Source organism: Stenotrophomonas sp. YJH_SMC_105-26 (genome assembly GCF_059368915.1).
The window spans coordinates 389917-413021 of sequence record NZ_JCAFSD010000001.1; the positions used below are offsets into that span (position 1 = coordinate 389917).

25 protein-coding genes and 1 tRNA gene are annotated in these 23105 nt (G+C 66.6%); 6 read left to right on the forward strand and 20 right to left on the reverse strand.

Annotated features, from left to right (window positions below):
* Nucleotides 1-8: 8 nt before the first annotated feature.
* The gene (locus AC5P7F_RS01960) at nt 9-650 is read right to left on the reverse strand and encodes a LysE family transporter (RefSeq protein ID WP_164077546.1); all 642 of its coding nucleotides are present in this window, start codon (nt 648-650) and stop codon (nt 9-11) included.
* Between the two features lie 162 nt (nt 651-812).
* Between AC5P7F_RS01960 and AC5P7F_RS01965 the strand changes: the two genes are divergently transcribed.
* Complete coding sequence (locus tag AC5P7F_RS01965) at nt 813-1505, forward strand: amino acid racemase (protein ID WP_164077545.1); 693 nt, start codon at nt 813-815, stop codon at nt 1503-1505.
* Nucleotides 1506-1517: 12 nt separating this feature from the next.
* Here AC5P7F_RS01965 and AC5P7F_RS01970 read toward each other — a convergent pair whose 3' ends face one another.
* Nucleotides 1518-1913 (reverse strand): hypothetical protein, encoded by a 396-nt coding sequence (locus AC5P7F_RS01970; protein WP_032956187.1) that lies wholly within the window; start codon nt 1911-1913, stop codon nt 1518-1520.
* Nucleotides 1914-2154: 241 nt separating this feature from the next.
* Here AC5P7F_RS01970 and AC5P7F_RS01975 point away from each other — a divergent pair, with 241 nt between their 5' ends.
* Nucleotides 2155-2670: a DUF3011 domain-containing protein gene (locus AC5P7F_RS01975; protein WP_111206887.1), complete on the forward strand. Its 516-nt coding sequence runs from the start codon at nt 2155-2157 to the stop codon at nt 2668-2670.
* A gap of 86 nt (nt 2671-2756) precedes the next feature.
* The gene (locus AC5P7F_RS01980) at nt 2757-3206 is read left to right on the forward strand and encodes a GNAT family N-acetyltransferase (RefSeq protein WP_032957620.1); all 450 of its coding nucleotides are present in this window, start codon (nt 2757-2759) and stop codon (nt 3204-3206) included.
* Here AC5P7F_RS01980 and AC5P7F_RS01985 read toward each other — a convergent pair.
* The 11 genes from AC5P7F_RS01985 to thrS form a co-directional block, all read right to left on the reverse strand.
* Nucleotides 3185-3526: a low molecular weight protein tyrosine phosphatase family protein gene (locus AC5P7F_RS01985; protein WP_014647846.1), complete on the reverse strand. Its 342-nt coding sequence runs from the start codon at nt 3524-3526 to the stop codon at nt 3185-3187. The two genes, AC5P7F_RS01980 and AC5P7F_RS01985, sit on opposite strands and share 22 nt — an antisense overlap.
* Nucleotides 3523-3723: a hypothetical protein gene (locus tag AC5P7F_RS01990; RefSeq protein ID WP_014647847.1), complete on the reverse strand. Its 201-nt coding sequence runs from the start codon at nt 3721-3723 to the stop codon at nt 3523-3525. The genes AC5P7F_RS01985 and AC5P7F_RS01990 overlap by 4 nt, the downstream gene beginning before the upstream one ends.
* A 117-nt stretch (nt 3724-3840) precedes the next feature.
* Nucleotides 3841-3917 (reverse strand) — tRNA-Pro (locus AC5P7F_RS01995).
* A 68-nt stretch (nt 3918-3985) separates the two neighbouring features.
* Complete coding sequence (locus AC5P7F_RS02000) at nt 3986-4342, reverse strand: MerR family transcriptional regulator (protein WP_005410431.1); 357 nt, start codon at nt 4340-4342, stop codon at nt 3986-3988.
* Nucleotides 4323-4622, reverse strand: coding sequence for an integration host factor subunit alpha (locus tag AC5P7F_RS02005; protein WP_005410432.1), 300 nt, complete (start codon nt 4620-4622; stop codon nt 4323-4325). Before AC5P7F_RS02005 ends, AC5P7F_RS02000 begins: the two co-directional genes overlap by 20 nt.
* A gap of 27 nt (nt 4623-4649) precedes the next feature.
* Nucleotides 4650-7031, reverse strand: coding sequence for a phenylalanine--tRNA ligase subunit beta (pheT, locus tag AC5P7F_RS02010; RefSeq protein ID WP_046431787.1), 2382 nt, complete (start codon nt 7029-7031; stop codon nt 4650-4652).
* Nucleotides 7032-7118: 87 nt separating this feature from the next.
* On the reverse strand, nt 7119-8114 hold the full coding sequence (locus tag AC5P7F_RS02015) for a phenylalanine--tRNA ligase subunit alpha (protein WP_005417865.1): 996 nt from the start codon (nt 8112-8114) through the stop codon (nt 7119-7121).
* 193 nt (nt 8115-8307) lie between these two features.
* Complete coding sequence (gene rplT / locus AC5P7F_RS02020; RefSeq protein WP_005410435.1) at nt 8308-8667, reverse strand: 50S ribosomal protein L20; 360 nt, start codon at nt 8665-8667, stop codon at nt 8308-8310.
* 11 nt (nt 8668-8678) lie between these two features.
* Nucleotides 8679-8876, reverse strand: a complete 198-nt coding sequence (rpmI, locus tag AC5P7F_RS02025; protein WP_005410436.1) for a 50S ribosomal protein L35 — start codon at nt 8874-8876, stop codon at nt 8679-8681.
* Between the two features lie 266 nt (nt 8877-9142).
* Entirely contained in the window at nt 9143-9685 is a 543-nt protein-coding gene (infC, locus tag AC5P7F_RS02030) for a translation initiation factor IF-3 (protein WP_079222586.1), read from the reverse strand.
* A gap of 48 nt (nt 9686-9733) precedes the next feature.
* A complete protein-coding gene (gene thrS / locus AC5P7F_RS02035) occupies nt 9734-11635 on the reverse strand; it encodes a threonine--tRNA ligase (protein ID WP_032957627.1) in 1902 nt (633 codons plus the stop codon).
* 429 nt (nt 11636-12064) lie between these two features.
* On the opposite strand from thrS, the gene AC5P7F_RS02040 reads away from it, so the two are divergent.
* Genes AC5P7F_RS02040 through AC5P7F_RS02050 form a run of 3 tightly spaced genes read left to right on the forward strand, consistent with a single transcriptional unit; the run spans nt 12065 to nt 14194 of the window.
* Nucleotides 12065-12361, forward strand: a complete 297-nt coding sequence (locus AC5P7F_RS02040; protein WP_005410439.1) for a hypothetical protein — start codon at nt 12065-12067, stop codon at nt 12359-12361.
* Nucleotides 12361-12624, forward strand: a complete 264-nt coding sequence (locus AC5P7F_RS02045; RefSeq protein ID WP_046431798.1) for a hypothetical protein — start codon at nt 12361-12363, stop codon at nt 12622-12624. The genes AC5P7F_RS02040 and AC5P7F_RS02045 overlap by 1 nt, the downstream gene beginning before the upstream one ends.
* A 10-nt stretch (nt 12625-12634) precedes the next feature.
* Nucleotides 12635-14194 carry a PepSY domain-containing protein gene (locus AC5P7F_RS02050; protein WP_164077544.1) on the forward strand — a complete coding sequence of 520 codons (1560 nt, stop codon included), beginning with the start codon at nt 12635-12637 and terminating at the stop codon, nt 14192-14194.
* 24 nt (nt 14195-14218) lie between these two features.
* Here AC5P7F_RS02050 and AC5P7F_RS02055 read toward each other — a convergent pair whose 3' ends face one another.
* The 7 genes from AC5P7F_RS02055 to infB form a co-directional block, all read right to left on the reverse strand.
* Nucleotides 14219-14623, reverse strand: a complete 405-nt coding sequence (locus tag AC5P7F_RS02055; protein WP_041863657.1) for a VOC family protein — start codon at nt 14621-14623, stop codon at nt 14219-14221.
* Nucleotides 14624-14720: 97 nt separating this feature from the next.
* Complete coding sequence (locus AC5P7F_RS02060; protein ID WP_049405013.1) at nt 14721-15911, reverse strand: glycoside hydrolase family 18 protein; 1191 nt, start codon at nt 15909-15911, stop codon at nt 14721-14723.
* Between the two features lie 280 nt (nt 15912-16191).
* Nucleotides 16192-18300, reverse strand: coding sequence for a polyribonucleotide nucleotidyltransferase (pnp, locus tag AC5P7F_RS02065; RefSeq protein ID WP_164077543.1), 2109 nt, complete (start codon nt 18298-18300; stop codon nt 16192-16194).
* 151 nt (nt 18301-18451) lie between these two features.
* Nucleotides 18452-18712 carry a 30S ribosomal protein S15 gene (gene rpsO, locus AC5P7F_RS02070; RefSeq protein ID WP_005417886.1) on the reverse strand — a complete coding sequence of 87 codons (261 nt, stop codon included), beginning with the start codon at nt 18710-18712 and terminating at the stop codon, nt 18452-18454.
* Nucleotides 18713-18885: 173 nt separating this feature from the next.
* On the reverse strand, nt 18886-19794 hold the full coding sequence (gene truB, locus AC5P7F_RS02075; RefSeq protein WP_014647857.1) for a tRNA pseudouridine(55) synthase TruB: 909 nt from the start codon (nt 19792-19794) through the stop codon (nt 18886-18888).
* A 107-nt stretch (nt 19795-19901) separates the two neighbouring features.
* Complete coding sequence (gene rbfA, locus AC5P7F_RS02080; RefSeq protein WP_005410447.1) at nt 19902-20285, reverse strand: 30S ribosome-binding factor RbfA; 384 nt, start codon at nt 20283-20285, stop codon at nt 19902-19904.
* A gap of 132 nt (nt 20286-20417) precedes the next feature.
* Nucleotides 20418-23063: a translation initiation factor IF-2 gene (infB, locus tag AC5P7F_RS02085; protein WP_014647858.1), complete on the reverse strand. Its 2646-nt coding sequence runs from the start codon at nt 23061-23063 to the stop codon at nt 20418-20420.
* Nucleotides 23064-23105: the final 42 nt, after the last annotated feature.

Here is a 23105-nt window from a genome sequence, read left to right on the forward strand (position 1 = left end):
GGCGTGAATCAGCGCGGCCGGAAGCGCAGCAGCGCCACCGCGAAGGCTAGGAACACGCTTCCCACCAGCCGCTCGAACCAGCGCCGTGCGAATGGCTTCGCAAGCCAACGGCGCAGGCCGTGGCCACCGGCGGCGTACATCAGGTACCAGAACAGTTCGCAGGCCGCGAAGGTCGCCACCAGCACGCTGTACTGCATGGCCTGGCTCCGCGACGGATCAACGAACTGCGGCAGGAACGCCGCAGCGAACAACAACAGCTTGGGGTTGCTCAGGCCAACCCACAGGCCGCCACGGAATACCGTCCCTGCGCCATGTACCGGCGCCAGTGTAACCTCGGCAGCATCGGCCACCGCGGGTGCCGGGCGGCAGCTGTCACGCCACGCCTTGATGCCAAGCCAGGCCAGGTAGGCCACACCGAGATAGCGCAGCACTTCGAACAGCATCGGCGAGGAGTGCAGCAACGCGCTCAGGCCCGCAGCGGATGCGGCCAGCACCAGCAGCATCGCCAGCAGGCAGCCGGCCATGGCCGGCACGCTGCCACGGAACCCCAGCCCGACGCTGCGCCCGAGGATGTGCAGCATGTTCGGCCCGGGCGTCCCGCACAGCACGAAGACCGTGGCCAGGAACCACCACCAGGTATGCAGGGCCATTGCCGGTTTCCACTTCAGAAGACGGCACCAGCATAGGGCACCCATGCAGGACGCGGCACATACAGCGGGCGGTGGATGCGACGGTTACAGATGCCGGCGCCCGTGCACGGCAGCGCCACTGCCATCTGTGCTGCAATGGCCGTCTCTGGCTTGGAGCAGTGCATGAAGACCCTTGGCCTGATCGGCGGCATGAGCTGGGAAAGCTCGGCGCAGTACTACCGGCTCATCAACGAGGCTGTGCGGCATCGCCTCGGTGGCGCGCATTCGGCGCAACTGCTGCTGTGGTCGGTGGATTTCGCCGGCATCAAGCAGCTGCAGCACGACGGCCAATGGGATCTGCTGGGCAACCACATGCTCGATGCTGCACGGCGGCTGCAGGCCGGTGGCGCCGAGCTGCTGGTGATCTGCACCAACACCATGCACACGCTGGCCGGCCGGATCGAAGCCGGATGCCCGCTGCCCCTGCTGCATATCGCCGACCCGACCGCCGCGGCGATCCTGCAGGCCGGCATCCGCAAGGTGGGACTGCTCGGCACCGCCTTCACCATGGAGCAGGCGTTCTACCGCGACCGGCTGCAGGACCGCTTCGGGCTGGAGGTACTGGTTCCGGAGGCCGATGATCGCCGCAGCGTGCACGACATCATCTACCAGGAGCTGACCTGCGGCGTGGTCAGCGAGCATTCGCGGCAGGCGTACGCCGGCGTGATCGCGCGCCTGGTTGCACGCGGCGCCGAAGCGATCATCCTCGGCTGTACCGAAATCATGTTGCTGGTCCGCGCCGAGGACAGCCCGGTGCCGCTGTTCGACACCACCACCCTGCACGCCCTGGCGGCGGTGGATGCGGCACTGGCCTGACCCTGCGCGCTGTCAGTCTTCGCCCTGCACTTCCAGTGCGGTGATCAACCAGTCGACCACGGCCTGCGAATCACACAGGAAGAAGATGGCATCGCCCGAACGCGCCTCGGTCAGCAGCCGATAGACGGTAATCGCCACTGCCGACTGGTTGGCGATGAACACCTCCGGGCTGCGCGGTCCCTCGCTGTGGCCGGCCACGGCATGCAGCGCCTTGCGCGCAGCCACGGTGGCGGGCGGGTCCGCGCTGCGGGCCAGTTCCGGCCCGCGCAGGCCCCACGCAATGAACACATGCTTGCCCTTGAACGTGGTGTCCAGGACACGCACCTGCCCGGCCTCTGCGCCAGCCGAGCGATGAATGACGGTACTGCTGATCAACGCAACCCCCTGTGGTCGTCGTGGTCCGCGCATCCTCCTCCACACGCCGGCTGCACGCCAGTGACGGCAGCCACAGGCTGGGCCGGCAAGCGTGGGAGAGATGTAAGAAGGTGTAAGCCGATGCGATCGGATGTGCCGCGATGATAAGGGATGTAAGGCTCTGCATGGGCCGGTGCACACTACTAAATCCCCACTGAGCCAACGCCGGAACGATCCGTTCCGATGGCCCCGGGCTGGTCCATTCTTGCGGCCCGTTCCCCTGCCGAGGCCCCCCATGACCCATCGCCTGCTGCTGCCGATTGCCCTCCCCACCCTGGCCCTGCTGCTGGCCGCCACCACGGTGGCCGCCCAGGATTACGGCAGCGATCCCATTGCGCCGCTGCGCTGCGAATCGCAGTTCAACAAGACCCAGCAGTGCCCGATCGAAGGCCGCATGCGCCTGGCCAGGCAGCTGTCGGTCACCCGCTGCGTAGAGGACCAGAACTGGGGCCAGAGCCGCCGCATGCTCTGGGTCACCGACGGCTGTCGCGCCGAGTTCGTGGCCGACGGACAGGGACGCGGCCGCTGGCCGGGGCGCGGCCGGGACCGTGACCGCGATGACGATGGCGAGCGCCTGGTCTGCGAGTCCTACGAGCAGAAGGACAAGGAATGCCGCATCCGTGTGCGCCACGAGGTACGCCTGGTCAAGCAGAAGTCGGTGACACCGTGCGTCGAGGATCGCAACTGGGGCTGGGACCGCCGCGGCGTGTGGGTCAGCGACGGCTGCCGTGCCGAGTTCCGTGTGTATTGACTGCCGACCACACGCTGGCTGTGGCGGATGCGCAGACACGGCCGACGCGATCGATAGACTGGGCGCACCCAGCCCAGGAGCCTTCGATGGTGCCGCCCGATCCCTCCTCGACGATGTTGCACATCCGCGAGGCAATGCCCGCCGACGTTTCCGCGTTGATCGCGCTCGACAGCGTTGCGGTCCACGATCCGCAACGCGCACGGCAGATCAGCGACTGGCAGGCCCGTGGTGGCATGCACGTGGCCGAATGGGCCGGCCAGCTGGCCGGTTACCTGGTCATCCACCATCACTTCTTCGGCGAAGCCTTCGTCGAGATGCTGATGGTGGCGCGCGAACAACGCAGCCAGGGCGTCGGCGCCGCCCTGCTGCGCCATGCCATCGCGCTGCACGGCCACGGCAGGCTGTTCACTTCGACCAATGCTTCCAATACCGGCATGCAACGCCTGCTCGCCGCTTCGGGTTTCATCGACAGCGGCATCGTGCACGGATTGGACGAAGGCGATCCGGAGCTGCTCTACCGCTTTGCCGGCAGCTGATCGAGATACGTGGTCACCTTTGCATCCAGCAGGTCCATCAACAGCGGATCCATGCAGCGATAGTCGTCGGGGATATCCAGGCAATGCAGGCGCTTGTATTCCAGCAGGCGCGCATAGGCGGCCTGCAGGCGATGCTGGTGCTTGGCCTCCATCACGAAGATGACATCGGCCCAGCGGATATCCGCCGGGCCGATGGGGCGTCGTGCATGCGGGCTGGTGCCGGCCGACAGCGCAGCGAAGCCGGGTCGCCGTCGCCACATGGCTTCGGCGGTCGGGCTGCGCAGCTGGTTGCGGCTGCAGACGAACAGCAGGTTGATCATTCCTGTTCTTGCAGTTGGCGGGCGCTGAGGACCGGATAGGTGAAGCCCAGCTGGCGTGCGCGCGCGAGCTTGGCATCGCGCGTATACAGCAGCTTCCAGTTCTTCTCGGGCTTGTAGCTGTAGGCGGTCGTGGCGCGGTCGCCACCACGGTTGCGAGCCTGGCTGCGACGCCAGGCACGGTTTCTTGCAGAATCCATGATGTGTTCTCGTGAGTACCGGGTTCAGCAGCCGCGGTAGTACGAGTGGCGCGCAGCATACACCGCACGCACAAAAAAGCCCACGCATCGCTGCGCGGGCTTCTTGATTCATCACAGTGGTCGGGACGGCCGGATTCGAACCGACGACCCTCTGCCCCCCAGGCAGATGCGCTACCAGGCTGCGCTACGCCCCGACTGATGCTGCGATGTGCCCGCCACTGCGGCGGGCCGTGAAGTATAGCGGATTACGATCGAAATGGGATCAGCGGCGCAGCAACTGCAGCACTTCTTCCAGCTCCATGCGCACCTGCTTGATGATCTGATTGCTCAGCGCCGATTCCTCGCGGGCATCGGGGCCGTCCAGACGCAGGCGTGCACCACCGATCGTGTAGCCCTGTTCGTACAGCAGGCTGCGGATCTGCCGCACCATCAGCACGTCGTGGCGCTGGTAGTAGCGGCGGTTGCCTCGGCGCTTGGCCGGCTCAAGGCTGGGAAACTCGGTTTCCCAGTAGCGCAGGACATGCGGCTTGACGTCGCACAGCTCGCTGACTTCACCGATGGTGAAGTAGCGCTTGGCCGGGATCGGCGGTAGTTCGCGGTTACTGCCCGGATCCAGCATAAGCTTCCACCCTCTCCTTGAGCTTCTGGCCCGGACGGAAGGTGACCACCGTACGGGCGGAAATCGGAATTTCCTCGCCGGTCTTGGGGTTGCGACCCGGGCGCTGGTTCTTCCGCCGCAGATCGAAATTGCCGAAGCCCGACAGCTTCACCTGACGTCCCTGTTCCAATGCTTCACGCAGCACATCGAAAAACGCGTCGACGAATTCCTTGGCTTCCCGCTTGTTCAGACCGACTTCGTCGAACAGCTTTTCCGCCATCTCCGCCTTGGTCAATGCCATTGCCTGCTACCCCCGAGTGCTGCCCGCTCAGCCGCGGATCCGGGCGTGGTGTTCACGCTCGATGGCAGTGACCGCCTCGGCCACCACCGCATCCACGTCGCGGTCCGTCAGAGTGCGCGACTTGTCCTGCAAAATCAAGCCCATAGCGAGACTCTTGAATCCCGGCTCGACGCCCTGGCCGACGTAACGGTCGAACAGGTTCAGGTCGCGCAGCAGCGGGCCGGCGGCCTGGCGGACGGTGGCCGCCAGATCGGCCCAGGCCACCTGTTCAGGCACCAGGAACGCCAGGTCGCGACGCACCGCCGGGAAGCGCGACAGCTCGCCGGCGCGCGGCAGTCGGCGGGCGGTCAGCGGCTCCAGGTCCAGCTCGAAGGCGTAGACGTCGGCTTCGATATCCATCGCCCGGGTCAGTCGCGGGTGGATCTGGCCGATCCAGCCGATCGCCACGCCATCGCGGAACACCTCGGCCGAACGCGCCGGGTGGCCGTAGGCGCGGACGGACGGGCGGAACTCCAGTTGCGCGCCACTGGCGGCCGCCAGCGATTCCAGGTCGCCCTTCAGGTCATGGAAGTCGACCTTGCGGGTCGGCAGGCCCCACTGCACCGCCTGCGCCTCACCGCAGACCGCAGCGGCCACGCGCGGGGTTTCCAGCGGTGCCGGCTGGCCGTCTCCGGCCTGCTGGGCGAACACGCGGCCGAGCTCGAACAGGCGCACGCGGCCCAACTGGCGGGCGGCGTTGCGGCCCAACGTGGCGACCAGGCCCGGCAGCAGCGACGGGCGCATCACCGCCAGTTCGGCCGACAGCGGGTTGGCCAGCGGCACCAGGCCGTCGCGCAGCTGCCACTGGGTCAGCAGCGCGTCGTCGACGAAGGCGAAATTGACGGTTTCCTGCTGGTCACGGGCGATCAGCTGGCGGCGCACGCTCAGCGCGTCCAGCTGGGTCTCGCTCGGCATCGCCACGCGCGAGGCACCGCCCGGCAGCGTGGTCGGGATCTGCTCGTAACCGTGGATGCGGGCCAGCTCTTCGATCAGGTCTTCTTCGATGGCGATGTCGAAGCGGCGGCTCGGCGCGACCACCTGCCAGCCGTCGGCGGCGGCGACCACGTCCATGCCCAGCGCGCGCAGGATGCGCTCGACTTCCGCATCGTCGATGGTGATGCCGAGCACGCGGGTGATGCGGGCGCGGCGCAGCACGATGGTCGCCGGCTGCGGCAGATCGGCTTCACGCACGGCCTCGGTGACCGGTGCCGGGGTACCGCCGGCCAGGTCCAGCACCAGGCGGGTGGCGTACTCGATCGCGGTGCGCGGCAGCGCCGGATCGACGCCGCGCTCGAAGCGATGGCCGGCATCGGTGTGCAGGCCCAGCTTGCGGCCACGGCCCATGATGGCGGCCGGCGCGAAGTGCGCGGCTTCCAGGAACACGGCGGTGGTCGCGTCGGTGACGCGGGTGTCGAAGCCGCCCATCAGGCCGGCCAGGCCGACCGCGCGGTCAGCGTCGGTGACCACCAGGAAGCTGTCGTCCAGCGCAGCATCGCGGCCGTCCAGCAGCTTCAGCGTCTCGCCCGCGCGCGAACGGCGCACGGCGATGCTGCCCTGCAGGGTGCCCAGGTCGTAGGCGTGCATCGGCTGGCCCAGCTCCAGCATCACATACTGGGTGATGTCGACCAGCAGCGAGACTGGACGCACGCCACTGCGGCGCAGGCGCTCGGCCATCCACAACGGGGTCTTGGCGGCAGCATTGACGCCTTCGATGACACGGCCCAGGTAACGCGGCGCTTCGGCGCCGGCGTCGAGCTGGATGCCCAGCTCACGGCTGCCGACTGCCGGAATGGCGTCGGCAGCGAAGTCCAGCACTTCACTGCGGGTGGCGGCGGCGACGTCGTAGGCGATGCCGCGCAGGCTGAAGCAATCGGCGCGGTTCGGGGTCAGCTTGATCTCGATGCTGGCATCCGGCAGGCCCAGGTACTCGACCAGGGTCTGGCCGACCGGTGCGTCGTCGGGCAGTTCCAGCAGGCCGGAAGCATCGTTGTCCAGGCCCAGTTCCTTGGCCGAGCACAGCATGCCGTTGGACTCGACGCCACGCAGCTTGGCCGGCTTGATCTTCAGCTCGCCGATCTGCGCACCGACCATCGCCAGCGGCGCGACCAGGCCCGGGCGCGCGTTCGGGGCGCCGCACACGATCTGCAGCAGTTCGCCCTGCCCGGCATCAACCCTGCACACCTGCAGGCGATCCGCTTCCGGATGGCGCACCGCGTCGACGATGCGTGCCACGACCACGTGGTCGAGGCCTTCGCCCAGCGCGGTCACGTCTTCCACTTCCAGGCCGATGGCGGTCAGCACTGCACTCAGTTCATCGCGCGAAGCGCCGGTCGGGACGTGGCTGCGCAGCCAGTTTTCGGAGAATTTCATGGTGTCATCCTGGTGGGCCCGGCGCATGCGCCTGGGCCTGCGAATTTGGGAGCAGCCGAGCATGGCTCGGCCCTACACGGTTGCGGCTTACGCGAACTGTTTCAGGAACCGCACGTCGTTCTCGAAGAACGCACGCAGGTCGTTGACGCCGTAGCGCAGCATTGCAAAGCGCTCCACGCCCATGCCGAAGGCGAAGCCGGTGTAGCGCTCCGGATCGATGCCGACGTTGCGCAGCACGTTCGGATGGACCATGCCGCAGCCCAGCACTTCCAGCCAGCGGGTGCTGCCATCGGGCTGCTGCCAGGCGATGTCCACTTCCGCGCCCGGCTCAACGAACGGGAAATAGCTGGGGCGGAAACGCATCTCGAAATCGCGCTCGAAGAAGGCGCGCACGAACTCGGCCAGCGTGCCCTTCAGGTCGGCGAAGGTCGAATGCTCGTCCACCAGCAGGCCTTCCACCTGATGGAACATCGGCGAATGGGTCTGGTCGCTGTCGCTGCGGTACACCTTGCCGGCGGCGATCATGCGCAGCGGCGGCGCGTGGTCACCCATGTAGCGCACCTGCACGCCGGAGGTGTGCGTGCGCAGCAGGCGGCCGTCGCCGAAGTAGAAGGTGTCGTGCATGGCGCGCGCCGGATGGTGCGGCGGGAAGTTCAGCGCCTCGAAGTTGTGCCAGTCGTCCTCGATCTCCGGCCCTTCCGACAGCTCGTAGCCCAGCCGGCCGAAGATGCCGGTGATGCGCTCCAGAGTGCGGGTGATCGGATGCAGGCCGGCGCGGTCGCCGTTGCGACCCGGCAGGGTGATGTCGATGGCTTCGGCGGCCAGGCGTGCATCCAGTGCCGCATCTTCCAGCAGCGCCTTGCGCTCGCCGAGCGCGCGGGTCAGCGCGTCGCGGGCCTGGTTGATCGCTTCACCGGCGGCCTTGCGCTCGTCGGCCGGCAGGGCGCCGAGCTGCTTGAGCTGCGAGGTGATGCTGCCACTCTTGCCAAGCAGGGCCACGCGCAGCTGTTCCAGCACGTCGGGGCTCTGTGCGGCGGCCACATCGGCCAGCGCCTGGGTGGTGAGGGATTGGATGTCGCTCATGGGGGGCCGGAACTCCAGTCGATCTGCCATCGCGATGCGCGAAGGGCCGACCCCTGTCGCCACCGCCGTCCCCGCGCTGCCGCCATGGCCTCGCCGGGACCCAAAAAAGAATGGGGAAGGACTTGCGCCCTTCCCCATGCATTGCCTTGACCTGACACCGTTCCGGATGAACGGTTACGGCATCGGGAAGGACTTATGCCGCCAGCGCGCCCTTGGCCTTTTCGGCCAGCGCAGCAAAACCGGCTGCGTCGTGCACGGCGATGTCAGCCAGGACCTTGCGGTCCAGGGTGATGCCGGCCTTCAGCAGACCGTTCATGAAGCGGCTGTAGCTCAGGCCGTTGATGCGGGCAGCCGCATTGATACGGGTGATCCACAGCGAACGGAAGTTGCGCTTCTTCTGCTTACGGCCGATGTAGGCGTACTGCTGTGCCTTGATGACCGCCTGCTTGGCGACGCGGAAGACCTTGCGGCGGGCGTTGTAATAGCCCTTGGCGAGATCCAGAATCTTCTTGTGGCGGCGACGCGCCTGTACGCCACGCTTAACTCGTGCCATTTTTCAGTTCCTCAGAGGTAAGGGAGCATGCGGTCCAGACGGCCTGCGTCTTCTGCACGGACATGGCCCGTCTGACGCAGATTACGCTTACGCTTGGTCGCTTTCTTCGTGAGGATGTGGCTACGGTTGGCGTGGCCGCACTTGTACTTGCCCGAGGCGGTCTTGCGGAAACGCTTGGCCGCTGCCCGGTTGGTCTTGATCTTGGGCATTGCAATGTCCTTGATGGGATTTGACCCTGGTTTCTGACTGATCTGGCGGCGGCCTGGGCCGCTCTTTCCGTCCTGCCATGATCGGCGTACGACCCGTCCTGGGTGGGTCGAGCCGGGCATGATACAGGCAAAACCGCCCTGCCACCAGCCCCAGCACCCCTTGCGCCGGCATATCACCGGCATCCTGCAAAAGCAAAGGGACGCCAGTGGCGTCCCCTTACCCTGAACCATTCAGCCAGGCGCCCCGGAAGGCGGCCCGTCAGGCCTCAGGTCTTCTTCTTCGGCGCGATCATCATGACCATCTGACGCCCTTCCAGGCGCGGACGGGATTCAATGACGATGTCCTCGCCCAGATCGGTCTCGATCCGGTTGGCCATTTCGCGACCCAGTTCCTGGTGGCTCATTTCACGGCCACGGAAACGGATGTTGACCTTGATCTTGTCGCCTTCTTCAAGGAACCCGCGCATCTTGCGCAGCTTGATCTGGTAGTCGCCCTCGTCCGTGACCGGACGGAACTTCACTTCCTTGATCTCGACCTGCTTGGTCTTCTTCTTGGCCTCGCTGGCCTTCTTCTGCGCTTCGAACTTGAACTTGCCGAAGTCCATGATCTTGCAGACCGGCGGATCGGCCTGCGGCTGGATTTCGACCAGGTCCAGGCCTTCATCTTCGGCCATGGACAGCGCTTCGTCGCGCGACAACACGCCGATCATTTCTCCGTCACTGCCGATCACGCGGACGCGCGGCACACGGATTTCCTGATTCTTGCGGTTCTGTTTGTTGTCAGGGGTGCTGATATTACGTTCTCCCAAGGGTATCGAACCGGTCCGGGTGCCTGTGCCCCCGGACCGGACCTTTGCTTACGCGCCCTCGGCCTGGAGCCGCTCGATGAAGGCCTGCAGGCTCATGCTGCCCAGGTCTTCGCCAGAACGCGTACGCACCGCCACAGCCCCATTTTCCTTCTCGCGGTCACCAATGACCAGCAGGTAGGGCACGCGCTGCAACGTATGCTCGCGGATTTTATAGCCGATCTTCTCGTTACGCAAATCCGAGCTGACGCGGAAGCCTTGCTCCGCAAGGGTTTTGGTCACGCCCGAGACGTAGTCGGCCTGGGCGTCGGTGATGTTGGCCACCACCACCTGGGTCGGCGCCAGCCAGGCCGGGAACTGGCCGGCGTGGTGCTCGATCAGGATGCCCAGGAAGCGCTCCATCGAGCCGACGATGGCGCGGTGCAGCATGACCGGATGCTTCTTCTGGCTGTTCTCATCCACGTACTCGGCGCCCAGGCGGCCCGGCATCATGAAGTCGACCTGCATGGTGCCCAGCTGCCAGGTACGGCCGATGGCATCCTTCAGGTGGTACTCGATCTTCGGGCCGTAGAAGGCGCCCTCGCCCGGCAGCTCCTGCCATTCCACGCCACAGGCGGACAGCGCCGAACGCAGTGCGCCCTCGGCCTTGTCCCAGGTGGCGTCGTCGCCCAGGCGCGATTCCGGACGCAGCGCGATCTTGATCTGGATCTCGTCGAAGCCGAAGTGCTGGTAGACCGCCAGCGCCTGCTGGTGGAACGCGGTCACTTCCGATTCGATCTGGCTCTCGGTGCAGAACACATGGCCGTCGTCCTGGGTGAAACCACGCACGCGCAGGATGCCGTGCAGCGCGCCGGACGGCTCGTTGCGGTGGCAGGAACCGAACTCACCGTAGCGGATCGGCAGGTCGCGGTAGCTGTGCAGGCCCTGGTTGAACACCTGGATGTGGCCCGGGCAGTTCATCGGCTTGACCGCGTAGGTGCGCTTCTCCGACTCGGTGAAGAACATGTTGTCCTGGTAGTTGTCCCAGTGGCCGGACTTCTTCCACAGGCTCACGTCCAGGATCTGCGGGCAGCGCACTTCGCCGTAGCCGCTGCTGCGGTAGACCTTGCGCATGTACTGCTCGACCACCTGCCACAACGCCCAGCCCTTCGGGTGCCAGAACACCAGGCCCGGCGCCTCTTCCTGCAGGTGGAACAGGTCCTGCTGCTTGCCGATGCGGCGGTGGTCGCGCATCTCGGCTTCCTCGATGCGCTTGATGTACGCCTCGAGCTGCTTCTTGTCGGCCCAGGCGGTGCCGTAGATGCGCTGCAGCTGTTCGTTCTGCGCATCGCCGCGCCAGTAGGCGCCGGAGATGCGGGTCAGCTTGAAGGCCTTCAGGAAGCGCGTGTTCGGCACGTGCGGGCCGCGGCACATGTCCACGTATTCCTGGTGGTAGTACATGCCCATCGCCTGGATGTCGTCGGACATGTCCTCGATCAGGCGCAGCTTGTAGTCCTCGCCACGGGCCTTGAAGATCTCGATCACTTCGGCGCGCGGCGTCATCTTCTTGATGACGTCGTAATCCTGGGCGATCAGCTCACCCATGCGCTTCTCGATCGCGGCCATGTCGTCCGGGGTGAACGGGCGCTCGGAATAGATGTCGTAATAGAAGCCCTCGGCGATCACCGGGCCGATCACCATCTTCACGTCCGGGTACAGCTGCTTGACGGCGTGGCCGACCAGATGGGCGCAGGAGTGGCGGATGATCTCCACGCCCTCCTCGTCCTTGGCGGTGATAATGCGCAGGCTGGCATCGTGGTCGATGACGTCACTGGCATCGACCAGCACGCCATCGACCGAACCGGCGATGGTGGCCTTGGCCAGGCCGGCACCGATCGACTGGGCGACGTCCATGACGCTGACGGGGTTTTCGAACTCGCGGCGGCTGCCGTCGGGAAGGGTAATGTTGATCATCGCATTGGCTTCGTGCGGGGCCCGCTGGGCGGGCTGGAAAGCGTTCCCGGGCCATTGCCCGGGCAATAAAAAAGCGCCGCGAGGGCGCCTGGAACACAGGGCCTTCGGGGGCAGGTCAACAGTGGGCGGTGGTAGTGCTCATGTCGCACGCTCGGCCGGCGCTGGGCGCGGGCCACCTTGTTCCAGTCAGGGTTCTGCGACGATCTTAAACCAGCACACCGGAAAGCCCAAGGCCTACCGTACGGTCCGCTGAATGGCCCTCGCTGGCGGCGTGAAAACGCAATGATTACCATGTCCGCGCAGCCCGCCCCGTGCCAGCCTGCCCGCTTCCCCCCAGGACCTCGTGATGCGCCACCCGCTCCGACCGGCTCCCGCCGGCCCCGCCCGTGCCCCGCGTTCGCTGGCCCGCTGCCATGGCGGCCGCCCGCAATGATCACCGTCGGCCTTTCCACGCTGGGCTTCTGCAGCCTGGGCATGCTGGCAGCGATGTTCTCGGCACTGGCCTTCTATGCCGCCTCGCCGCACTGCCGCTGGCCCCGCCTGCGCCGCGCCGGCCGCCTCGGCCGCCAGATCGGCCTGGTCGCCGCGGCTGCCGCATTGTGGCTGTGGATGGCCGAACTCGGCTTTGCCGCGGGCCTGGTGGCGATGCTGTGCACCTGGATGCTGGCCGCGATGCTGCTGCCGGCACTGGCCGCCTGGCATCGCCCGGGCACGGAGTCGCCCTGATGTGGCCGCGCGCCTTCGCCGGCATCGTGGCCGGCTTCTTGCTGGCCGCCGCCGCGACCGGGCTGGTGACGTGGTTGCCGCCGGGCCCCTGGCAGAACGCGCTGGTGCCCAGCCTGATCACGTTCATCCCGCTGTGGATGCTGGCTGCCCTGTGGGCGTTCAGCTTCCGCAGCGCGCTGCGCGCCTGGGTGACACTGGCCGGCAGCGCTACGGCCGGCTTCGCCGTGCTGACGCTGCTGCGCCTGACCGGTGCGGTGCAATGAGACTCCCCCCATGAAGTTCAGCTCGCAGACCCTGCGTACGTTCACCACCCTGCACACCTGGGTCGGCCTGGTTGCCGGCTTCGGCCTGTTCGTGGCCTTCTACGCGGGTGCGCTGACCCTGTTCCACCACGACCTGCCGCTGTGGCAGACGCCCGGTGCAGCCACCGCGTTGCCGGCGGGCCTGGACGATGCGCAGTACCTGCTGGAAGACGTGCTGGCGGCACACCCGGAAGCCCGCCGCCACGTCGGCATGACGTTCCCCGGCGCCGAACATCCGCAACCCCTAGCCTACTGGCAGGCCGACGACGGCAGCTGGCGCTATGCCTGGCCGGGCCAGATCGCCAGCAGCCCGACGCCGCCACAGACCGGGCTGGCCGAACTGGTCAACGAACTGCATTACAGCCTCGGACTGCCGGTGGCCGGCATCTACGTGATGGGCATCGTCAGCCTGCTGTATGGCATGGCGCTGCTGAGCGGCCTGGTGATCCACCTGCCGAAGCTGTTCGGCGACCTGTTCGCGCTGCGTCCGGGCCGCAACCTGAAACAACTGTGGCAGGACGCGCACAACGTGATCGGCGTGCTCAGCCTGCCCTTCCACCTGATGTTCGCGGTCACGGGCGCCCTGCTGTGCCTGGTGTTCGTGCAGATGGCCCTGCTCAATCCACTGATCTACGACGGCAAGGCCCTGCAGGCGGTACCGACTGCAATGGACACCGCGCCGGTGCGCGACGCCAGTGGCATCCCGGCACCGCCGGGCAGCCTGCGCCTGCTGCATGCGCGCGCGCTTGAAGTAGCCCGCGCACAGGGCGTGGCCAACTTCGAGCCGGCCTACCTGAAGCTGGCCAACGCCGGCGATGCCAGCGCCACGATCGAGATCACGGGCGAATCCACCGGCACACTCGGGCCGCTCGGTTCGGTGGCCCTGGACGTGGCCACCGGCAACGTCCTGGCCTCCCAGCTGCCGGGCCAGCGCGATGCCAACCACGCCACGCTCAGCGCCGCCTATGCCCTGCACTTCGGCGAGTTCGGCAACGGCGTGGTGGTCTGGCTGTACTTCCTGCTCGGCCTCGGCGGTGCGTTCCTGTTCTACTCCGGCAACCTGTTGTGGATCGAGTCGCGGCGCAAGCGTCGCCAGCCGCAACAGCCGCGTGCCGGGGTGAACATGGCACGGGCCACGGTTGGCGTGTGCATCGGCCTGTGCGTGGCGATCTCGGTCGCTTTCATCACCGCGCTGGTGCTGGAGCGGTCGGCACCGTCGGCGGTCGACCATGGCATCCGCTGGGCCTGCTTCGGCAGCTGGGCAGCCTGTGCGCTGTGGGCCGCACTGCGCCGCCCCGCGCAGGCGGCGCGCGAGCTGCTGTGGGCCGCAGCGCTCAGCACTGCACTGGTGCCGGTCCTGCACGGCGCACTCAATGGTGACTGGCTGTGGCGCGCCGCCGCGCGTGGCCATTGGCCGCTGTTCTGGGTCGATGCCATCGCGCTGGCCATGGCCTTCGGCTTCGCTCGCCTGGCCGTCGCCAGCCAGCGCCGCGCCCGCAACGGCGACCCCAACAGCGTCTGGGCCAACTAAGCCTTCACCGGGCATGGCCCGGCGCTACCGCTGCGGGTGTTCTTCGCCCGGGTAACGACTCACTTCGATCAGGTTGCCATCCGGGTCGCGGAAGTACACCGATTCGATCGGTCCCAGCGCACCGGTACGTGTGGCCGGCCCCTCCTCCACCGCGATGGCCTGCGCCTGCAGGTGCGCCAGCACATCGACCATTGCCGTATGCGTGACCAGGCACAGATCGGCACTGCCCGGCGTGGGTCGCAGCGCATGCGGCTGCAGTGGCGCGCTGGCCGGATGCAGGTTGATCTTCTGCTGGCCGAACTGCAGCGCGGTACGGCCAGCGCCGAAGCGCACGACCTGCATGCCGAGCACGCGCTGGTAGAAGTCACAGCTGCGTTCGATGTCGGCGACGGTGAGGACCAGGTGGTCCAGGCGTTCGAGATGGATCATGCCCAAAGCGTAGCGCCGCCGGCGTCGTCGCAATGTGCGGTGTCGGGCCGATGGCGTTGCCGCCTGGCGCCGGGCATGGCCCGGCGCCACCAGTGACTCAATCGCCGATGCGCGCCTTCTGCCAAGGGCCGAGCATCGCGTTGAGCAGGCTGGCCTGCTCGTCGTCGCCGGTCAGCTCCCACATGAACACCCCGGCCAGGCCCTGCTCGCGGGCGAACCGGGCACGCAGGCCGATCGAGCGCGGGTCTTCATAGCTGATGAAGATCTTCTGCACGGCGTTGTACAGCCACGGGCTCTGCGCCTGCGGCTGCCAGTGCTTCACCCAACCCGGCTGGTCGAGATAGCGCGCCTTGATCACCCGCCAGTCGCCGGCGTCGGCCGGTGCGCTGTAGGGCTGATACAGGCCATCCGGCGCATCGCCGGTGACCTTGAAGCCGCGCCCATAGAACGGCACGCCCAGCACCAGCTTGTCGGCCGGCACACCGTGCTCGCGGTAGTACTGCACCGCGCCGGCCACGTTGTTCCAGCGCCGCAGCTCCGGCGCCAGCGGATCGGCCGGCACTTCATGCAGGGGCGCATTGAAGGTCGACACCGATGAGAAGCCGGTGCCCATGTCATAGCTCATCAGGTTGATGAAATCGAACACCTTGGCCAGCGCCGGCAGGTCGTAGCTCGCCGCCGGATCATAGGGGCCATCGGTCTGCAGGCGACCGGCGGCCAGCGCGGCGCTCAGCAGCATTGGCTGCCCCACCTTGCGCCCGTGCGCGTCGAGTGCCACGCGGAACGCCTGCGCGAGCCTGGTCAGGTTGGCGCGATCCTGCGGGCGATGCGCCAGCTCCTTCGGCCCGCCACTGACCGGGAACTCCCAGTCGATATCCACGCCATCGAAGCTGCCGGCATGGTGATCGAAGAACAGTGCCATGCATGAGTCCACCAGGCGCTTGCGGCTGGCCTCGGTCAACGCCGCATCGGAGAACCCACCCGCACCCCAGCCACCGATCGAAATCAGCGTGCGCAGGTGCGGATGCGCCTTCTTGAGCTCGGCCAGCGCGGCGAAGTTCTTCGGCGCTTCCGCGCCGACCGCGCAGCGGCCGTCCTCGATGGTGGAGAACGCATAGAACAGATGGGTCAGGCGCTCGGCGGGAATGCTCGACACCGGATAGCGCTCGGCCGAGCCGCCGGGGTAGTAGGCACCGAAGATCGGCGGCGGCGCCGGCGCGGCGCGCGCAGCGATGGGCACGGCACCGGCAATCAGCACGGCAAGGACGGCCACGGTCTGGCGGAACATGGGATCTCCCGGTTCGAAGGCGCCGCCACGTTAGCAAACCGATGTGGCTGCGGGACGGTTGTCGCGGCATGTCGTCCCGTGGACAGGCGTGATCCGCGCAACCGTGACAGAACGATGGCCACGTGGCGGCGCTCACGCACTGCAGCAGGACATGCAGCGACCTGGATGAGCGGCACTGCATGACATCAAGGCAAAGAAAAAGCGGGCCGAAGCCCGCTTTTTCATTTGCGAAAGCGTGAGGACCGACGGTCCTCACCCACCGCACAATCAGCAGTACCGATTATTCGGCGCTGACGGCGTCGCCTTCTTCCACGGCCTTCATCGACAGGCGGATACGGCCCTGCTTGTCGACTTCCAGCACCTTGACCTTGACCACATCGCCTTCCTTCAGCACGTCGCCGACCTTCTCGACGCGATCGCTGGAGATCTGCGACACGTGGACCAGACCGTCCTTGCCCGGCAGGATCGTGACGAACGCACCGAAGTCCATGATCTTGGCGACCTTGCCTTCGTAGATGCGGCCCGGCTCGACGTCCGAGGTGATCTGCTCGATGCGGGCCTTGGCGGCCTGGGCAGCGATGGCATTGACCGAAGCGATGACGATGGTGCCGTCATCCTGGATGTCGATCTGGGTGCCGGTTTCCTTGGTGATGGCCTGGATGGTCGAGCCACCCTTGCCGATCACTTCGCGGATCTTGTCCGGGTGGATCTTGATGGTCAGCAGGCGCGGCGCGTAGTCCGACAGCTCTTCACGCGGAGCGGTCAGGCCGTGGGCCATTTCGCCCAGGATGTGCAGACGACCAGCCTTGGCCTGCTGCAGAGCCTGCTTCATGATCTCTTCGGTGATGCCTTCGATCTTGATGTCCATCTGCAGGGCGGAAATGCCCTCAGCGGTACCGGCCACCTTGAAGTCCATGTCGCCCAGGTGATCTTCGTCACCCAGGATGTCGGACAGGACGACGAAGCGCTCGCCTTCCTTGACCAGGCCCATGGCGATACCGGCCACCGGCGCCTTCACCGGCACGCCGGCGTCCATCAGGGCCAGCGACGAGCCGCAGACCGATGCCATCGACGAGGAACCGTTCGACTCGGTGATTTCCGAGACGACGCGGATGGTGTACGGGAAGGACTCCAGCGACGGCATGACAGCCAGCACGCCGCGCTTGGCCAGGCGACCGTGGCCGATTTCGCGGCGCTTCGGGCCCATCATGCGGCCGCACTCACCCACCGAGAACGGAGGGAAGTTGTAGTGGAACAGGAAGTTTTCCTTGTACTCACCGGCAACGGCGTCAATGACCTGGCCGTCACGGGCGGTGCCCAGGGTGATGGTCACGATGGCCTGGGTTTCGCCACGGGTGAACAGCGAGGAACCGTGGGTACGCGGCAGCACGCCGGTCTTCACGGTGATCGGGCGGACGGTGTCCAGCGCACGGCCGTCGATACGGACCTTGGTGTCCAGCACCGAGTCACGCATGGTGCGGTATTCCAGCTCGCTGAATTCCTTCGACAGCTCGGCCGGGTTCCAGCCTTCAGCGGCCACGCGACCAGCCAGGGCTTCGAACACGTCCTTCTTGATCGCCGAGATGGCGTCGCGGCGCTGCAGCTTGTCACGCACCTGGAAGGCTTCGCCCAGGCGCGGGCCGATGGCTTCCTTCAGGGCGGAGATCAGCGCTTCGTTCTTGGCCGGGGCTTCCCAGGTCGACGGCTTGGTGCCGGCTTCGACGGCCAGCTCGTTGATCGCGTTGATGACCTTCTGCATTTCGCGGTGACCGAAGGTCACGGCGCCCAGCATCACTTCTTCGGACAGCAGCGCGGCTTCGGATTCAACCATCAGCACGGCGTTGGAGGTACCGGCGACGACCAGCTCCAGCTGCGAGTCAGCCAGTTCGCTGACGGTCGGGTTCAGGATGTACTCGCCGTTCTTGTAACCGACCTTGGCCGCGCCGATCGGACCCATGAACGGGGTGCCAGCCAGGGCCAGGGCAGCCGAAGCACCGATCAGGGCCGGGATGTCACCGTCCACGTCCGGGTTCAGCGACATCACCGTGGCGATGATCTGCACTTCGTTCTTGTAGTCTTCCGGGAACAGCGGGCGGATCGGACGGTCGATCAGACGCGAGATCAGGGTTTCCTTCTCGGTCGCACGGCCTTCGCGCTTGAAGAAACCACCCGGGATACGGCCGCCGGCGTAGAACTTTTCCTGATAATCGACGGTCAGCGGGAAGAAGTCCTGGCCTTCGCGCGCGCTCTTGGCGGCGACGGCGGTGACCAGCAGTACGGTGTCGTCCATCTTGACGATGACGGCGCCGCTGGCCTGACGGGCGACTTCGCCGGTCTCAAGCGTGACGGTGTGCTTGCCGTACTGGAAGGTTTTGGTGATTTTTGCCACGGAGGGTGTCCTTGGGGATGCTGTCTGCGAATTTGGACCGTCGGCGACCCTTGCCGCCAGCGGGTGGCCGGATCGTTCCGGCCTGAATCGGGGATTGCGGTACTACAAAACAAAACCGCGGCGCATCGCTGCGCCGCGGGGGATTCGTTGCTTAGCGACGCAGGCCAAGCTTCTCGATCAGGGCCTTGTAGCGCTCGACGTCCTTCTTCTTCAGGTAGTCGAGCAGGCTGCGACGGCGGTTGACCATCTGCAGCAGGCCGCGGCGGCTGTGGTGGTCCTTCTTGTGGGTCTTGAAGTGGCCGGTCAGCAGTTCGATGCGGGCGGTCAGCAGTGCAACCTGGACTTCCGGGGAGCCGGTGTCAGCCGCGCTGCGCTTGTTGTCTTCAATGACCTTCTGGGTGTCGATCGACATTTCTTTTTTCTCTGTGATGCGTGGCCGGCAGGAACGCGCTTCGCGCACCGCCAGGCTCGCCGTGGACTACGAGGATGAAACCTGCGCGAGGCAGGTTGCCGGAAAACGGCCGCGAAATTGTAACGGCCGGGGGCGTCCGGGACAAGGACCGGGGCTGAACCGGCAGGCCCCGGTCAGAGGTTGAAACGGCGCTGCGGGGCCAGCAGGCCACTCTCGTCGACCTGGCCCAGGCCCTGGACAGCATCGTCCGGACCGAACACGGCCACCAGGCCGCGCGGCCAGGACAGGTCGCGCTGGCGCTGGCCCACGCAGAACCGGTGGGCCTGGTCGGCGTCCAGGTCGACCCTCGGGTATTCAGCCAGGCCGGCCGCCAGCGGCAGCAGCAACGCGTCCATGCCAGCCTCGTCACCGGCCTCGACCATCGCCCGCAGCTGGTCCAGGGTGACCATGGCAGGCTCGCGGAACGGCTCGACCCAGAGCCGGCGCAGCGCGCTGATGTGGGCGCCACAGCCCAGGCGTTCGCCGAGGTCGCGGGCCAGGCTGCGGATATAGGTGCCGGAACCACAGGTCACGCGCAGCCGCAGCCGTTCCGGCTGCTGCTCCAGCACCTCGATGGCGTGTACCTGCACCTCGCGTTCGGGCGCTTCGATGACGTCACCGCGGCGGGCCTTCACATACAGCGGTTCACCGCCCTGCTTCAGCGCCGAATAGATCGGGGCACGCTGGCGGATGGTGCCGGTCAGCGGCGCCAGCGCAGCCTGCAGGGCCTGGGCACTGATCGCCGGCACCGGGCGCTGCAGCAGTACCTGGCCTTCGGCATCGTCGGTATCGGTGGTCTGGCCGAGCACGATCTCGGCGTCGTAGGCCTTGGCCGAACCCAGCAGCAGGCCGGCGATCTTGGTCGCCTCGCCGAAACACAGCGGCAGCAGGCCGGTGGCCAGCGGGTCGAGGCTGCCGGTATGGCCGCCCTTCTCGGCGCGGAACAGGCGGCGCGCCACCTGCAGGGCGGCGTTGGAGCTCATGCCGGTCGACTTGTCGAGCAGCAGGATGCCATCCAGGCGACGGAACTGAATTCGGGTCATGACAGGAAAGTGTTGAGACGGGCCATGCTCGGCTGCCGCAGCGCGGCCTGCATCAGACATCGCGCAGCCGGAATGCAGCAACGCCGGGCATGCCCGGCGTCGCGCGGTTATTCTTCGTCGCTCTCGCGACGCTTCTCGGCGGCCAGCGTGTCGGGCAGGTCGCGCAGGATGTTGTCGATGTGCTCACCACGGTCGACCGAGTCGTCGTAGTGGAAATGCAGCTCCGGCACGTGGCGCAGCTTCATCGCGCGGGCCAGGTCCATGCGCAGGCGGTAGCCCAGTTCCTTCAGGCCGGCCACGGCTTCAGCCGAACGTTCCGGCATCAGCGCGGTGACGAACACCTTGGCATGGGCCATGTCGCGGGTGATTTCCACGTCGGACACGCTCACCGAGGGCAACCCGTGCTCGCGCACGGCGTTGTGCACCAGGGTGCCGAGTTCACGGCGCAGCTGGGCGGAGACACGGTCGGTTCGATGGAAAGTCTTGGGCACGAGGAGCTCTTGGTTCAGTTGTCGCCCGACCAACGGTCGGGCACTACCTTTGATTCGATTGTCGCCCGACCAACGGTCGGGCGCTACAGGTACATGGTGGGGCCCGACCGTTGGTCGGGCCACCTTGCAGCATTACAGGGTGCGCGGCACTTCGATACGTTCGAAGCACTCGATCTGGTCACCCGGCTTGACGTCGTTGTAGGCCTTCACCGCGATACCGCATTCGGTACCGTTGCGGACTTCCTCGACGTTCTCCTTGAAGCGACGCAGCGATTCCAGCTCGCCCTCGAAGATCACCACGCTGTCGCGCAGCACGCGGATCGGCTTGTTGCGCTTGACCACACCCTCGATGACCATGCAGCCGGCGACGGCACCCAGCTTCGAGCTGCGGAAGACGTCGCGGACCTCGGCGATACCGATGATCTCTTCGCGGATCTCCACGCCCAGCAGACCGGAGGCCACCTGCTTCACCTGGTCGATCACGTCATAGATGATCGAGAAGTAACGCAGGTCGACACCATTGGATTCGATGATGCGACGGGCCGAAGCGTCCGCACGCACGTTGAAGCCGATGACGGTGGCCTTCGAAGCGGCGGCCGAGTTGGCGTCCGACTCGGTGATGCCACCCACGCCGGAGTGGATCACGTTGATGCGGATGTCTTCGTTGGACAGCGCGACCAGTGCCTGGCTCAGCGCCTGCACCGAACCCTGCACGTCGGCCTTGATGACCAGGTTGAGGACCTGCTGGCCCTCGCCCTTGCCCAGGGTCGCCATGATGTCTTCCATGCGGCTGCCAGCGGTGGCCACCAGGCGCGATTCACGGCGCTTGGTCTCGCGCTGCTGGGCAACGTCCTTGGCCAGGCGCTCGTCCTCGACGACCACGAAGTCGTCACCAGCTTCCGGCACGCCGGACAGGCCCAGGACCTGCACCGGGATGGACGGGCCGGCGAACTCCGGCTGCTTGCCGGTTTCGTCGAACAGCGCACGCACGCGGCCGTACTGGATGCCGCACACCAGGTAGTCGCCCTTCTTCAGGCGGCCCTGCTGCACCAGCACCGTCGCGACCGGGCCGCGGCCCTTGTCCAGCGACGATTCGATCACCACGCCCGAGGCGCGGCCTTCATCGACCGCCTTCAGTTCCAGCAGTTCGGCCTGGATCGAGATGGCGTCCAGCAGGTCGTCGATGCCCAGGCCGGTCTTGGCCGAGATCTCCACCATCTGGGTGTCACCACCGAAGTCTTCGGCCACGACCTGCTCGGACAGCAGTTCGTTCTTGACCCGCATCGGATCCGCGTCGGACTTGTCGATCTTGTTGATCGCCACGATCAGCGGCACACCCGCCGAACGGGCGTGCTGGATCGCTTCCTTGGTCTGCGGCATGACGCCGTCATCGGCGGCCACGACCAGCACCACGATGTCGGTCAGCTTGGCGCCGCGCGCACGCATCGAGGTGAAGGCGGCGTGGCCCGGGGTGTCCAGGAAGCTGATCACGCCCTTCGGCGTATCGACGTGGTAAGCGCCGATGTGCTGGGTGATGCCACCCGCTTCGCCGGTGGCGACCTTGGTGCGGCGGATGTAATCCAGCAGCGAGGTCTTGCCGTGGTCGACGTGGCCCATGATGGTGACCACCGGCGGACGCTGGGTGGCTTCGCCCTGGTTTTCACCGGTCGAGGCCAGCAGTGCGTCTTCGGCGTCGTTGTCGTTGGCGCGGATCGCCTTGTGGCCGAGTTCTTCGGTCACCAGCGCGGCGGTGTCGTGGTCGATGGACTGGGTGATGGTCGCCATCACGCCCATCTTGAACAGCGCCTTGACCACCTCGCCGCCCTTCAGCGCCAGCTTCTGCGCCAGGTCGGCCACGGTGATGGTGTCGCCGATCGCCACTTCACGCACCACCGGTGCAGTCGGACGCTCGAAGGCGTGCGGGCCGGCATTGTTGCCACCGCGCGACATGTCGCGACGGCCACCGGCCTGGTTGCGCCCGCCCGGACGACCCCGGGTGTTGCTGTTGTTGCTGTTGCCACGACGCGCACGGTCGGCGGCCGACAGGTGCATCTGGCCAGCGAAACGGTCACCCGGGCCACGCTCGTTGCGCGGCGCGCTGCGGTTGTTGCGGTCGTCGTTGCGCGGCGGCGGCGGTGCACCACGCGGCGCAGCCGGGGCTGCGGCCGGGGTGCGCGGCGGGCGCGGCGCGGTTTCGTCGATCGGAGCACGCTTGGGCTTGCTGGCAGCCAGCGTCTCGGCCGCCTTGGCGGCAGCCGCAGCTTCCTCGGCGGCCTTCTTTTCGGCCTCGGCGCGTTCCTTGGCGGCGGCCTCTTCCTCACGGGCACGGACGATGGCTTCGTCGCGCAGACGATCCTTCTCGGCCAGGGCCTGCTGTTCGGCAAGGTTGCGGGCACGCGACTCTTCCAGCTTGCGCAGGATGTCGGCGCGCTCTTCGTCCGGGGTCATGGCGCGAGCACCATCCTTGACGTAGGTACGCTTCTGGCGCACCTCGACATTCACGGTCGTCTTGCTGCGACCGGAATTGACCGTCACTTCCTGCTGCTTCCGGCGGTTGAGCGTGATCTTCTTCGCAGACTGATCGGTCTCTTCCGGGGCCTGCTCGGGCTTGCCGTGCGAACGACGAAGGAAGCCCAGGAGCTTCACCTTCTCGGAGCTGGTCACGACCTGGTCGGGACCGCTGAACTTCATGCCGGCACCGGCCAGCTGTTCCAGCAGTTTTTCGACCGGCGTGTTGACCAGTTCGGCAAGCTTGCGGATGGTGGTTTGCTGCGACATTCGGATCCTATGATCTTGTGGGCGCCCCCCCGCATGTGGAGG

Coding starts and splice junctions, on each gene's coding strand:
- rpmI (WP_005410436.1), bottom strand. CDS start 8,876: ATGCCCAAGATCAAGACCAACCGGGCAGCGGCCAAGCGTTTCCGCAAG.
- AC5P7F_RS02000 (WP_005410431.1), bottom strand. CDS start 4,342: ATGCTGGATCCGGGCAGTAACCGCGAACTACCGCCGATCCCGGCCAAG.
- pheT (WP_046431787.1), bottom strand. CDS start 7,031: ATGAAATTCTCCGAAAACTGGCTGCGCAGCCACGTCCCGACCGGCGCT.
- AC5P7F_RS02045 (WP_046431798.1), top strand. CDS start 12,361: ATGTGGCCGCGCGCCTTCGCCGGCATCGTGGCCGGCTTCTTGCTGGCC.
- rplT (WP_005410435.1), bottom strand. CDS start 8,667: ATGGCACGAGTTAAGCGTGGCGTACAGGCGCGTCGCCGCCACAAGAAG.
- AC5P7F_RS02005 (WP_005410432.1), bottom strand. CDS start 4,622: ATGGCATTGACCAAGGCGGAGATGGCGGAAAAGCTGTTCGACGAAGTC.
- AC5P7F_RS01990 (WP_014647847.1), bottom strand. CDS start 3,723: ATGGATTCTGCAAGAAACCGTGCCTGGCGTCGCAGCCAGGCTCGCAAC.
- infB (WP_014647858.1), bottom strand. CDS start 23,063: ATGTCGCAGCAAACCACCATCCGCAAGCTTGCCGAACTGGTCAACACG.
- thrS (WP_032957627.1), bottom strand. CDS start 11,635: ATGATCAACATTACCCTTCCCGACGGCAGCCGCCGCGAGTTCGAAAAC.
- AC5P7F_RS01970 (WP_032956187.1), bottom strand. CDS start 1,913: ATGCGCGGACCACGACGACCACAGGGGGTTGCGTTGATCAGCAGTACC.
- AC5P7F_RS01985 (WP_014647846.1), bottom strand. CDS start 3,526: ATGATCAACCTGCTGTTCGTCTGCAGCCGCAACCAGCTGCGCAGCCCG.
- AC5P7F_RS01975 (WP_111206887.1), top strand. CDS start 2,155: ATGACCCATCGCCTGCTGCTGCCGATTGCCCTCCCCACCCTGGCCCTG.
- AC5P7F_RS01965 (WP_164077545.1), top strand. CDS start 813: ATGAAGACCCTTGGCCTGATCGGCGGCATGAGCTGGGAAAGCTCGGCG.
- AC5P7F_RS02060 (WP_049405013.1), bottom strand. CDS start 15,911: ATGTTCCGCCAGACCGTGGCCGTCCTTGCCGTGCTGATTGCCGGTGCC.
- AC5P7F_RS01980 (WP_032957620.1), top strand. CDS start 2,757: ATGGTGCCGCCCGATCCCTCCTCGACGATGTTGCACATCCGCGAGGCA.
- AC5P7F_RS02055 (WP_041863657.1), bottom strand. CDS start 14,623: ATGATCCATCTCGAACGCCTGGACCACCTGGTCCTCACCGTCGCCGAC.
- rpsO (WP_005417886.1), bottom strand. CDS start 18,712: ATGTCGATCGACACCCAGAAGGTCATTGAAGACAACAAGCGCAGCGCG.
- AC5P7F_RS01960 (WP_164077546.1), bottom strand. CDS start 650: ATGGCCCTGCATACCTGGTGGTGGTTCCTGGCCACGGTCTTCGTGCTG.
- AC5P7F_RS02040 (WP_005410439.1), top strand. CDS start 12,065: ATGATCACCGTCGGCCTTTCCACGCTGGGCTTCTGCAGCCTGGGCATG.
- truB (WP_014647857.1), bottom strand. CDS start 19,794: ATGACCCGAATTCAGTTCCGTCGCCTGGATGGCATCCTGCTGCTCGAC.
- AC5P7F_RS02015 (WP_005417865.1), bottom strand. CDS start 8,114: ATGAGCGACATCCAATCCCTCACCACCCAGGCGCTGGCCGATGTGGCC.
- AC5P7F_RS02050 (WP_164077544.1), top strand. CDS start 12,635: ATGAAGTTCAGCTCGCAGACCCTGCGTACGTTCACCACCCTGCACACC.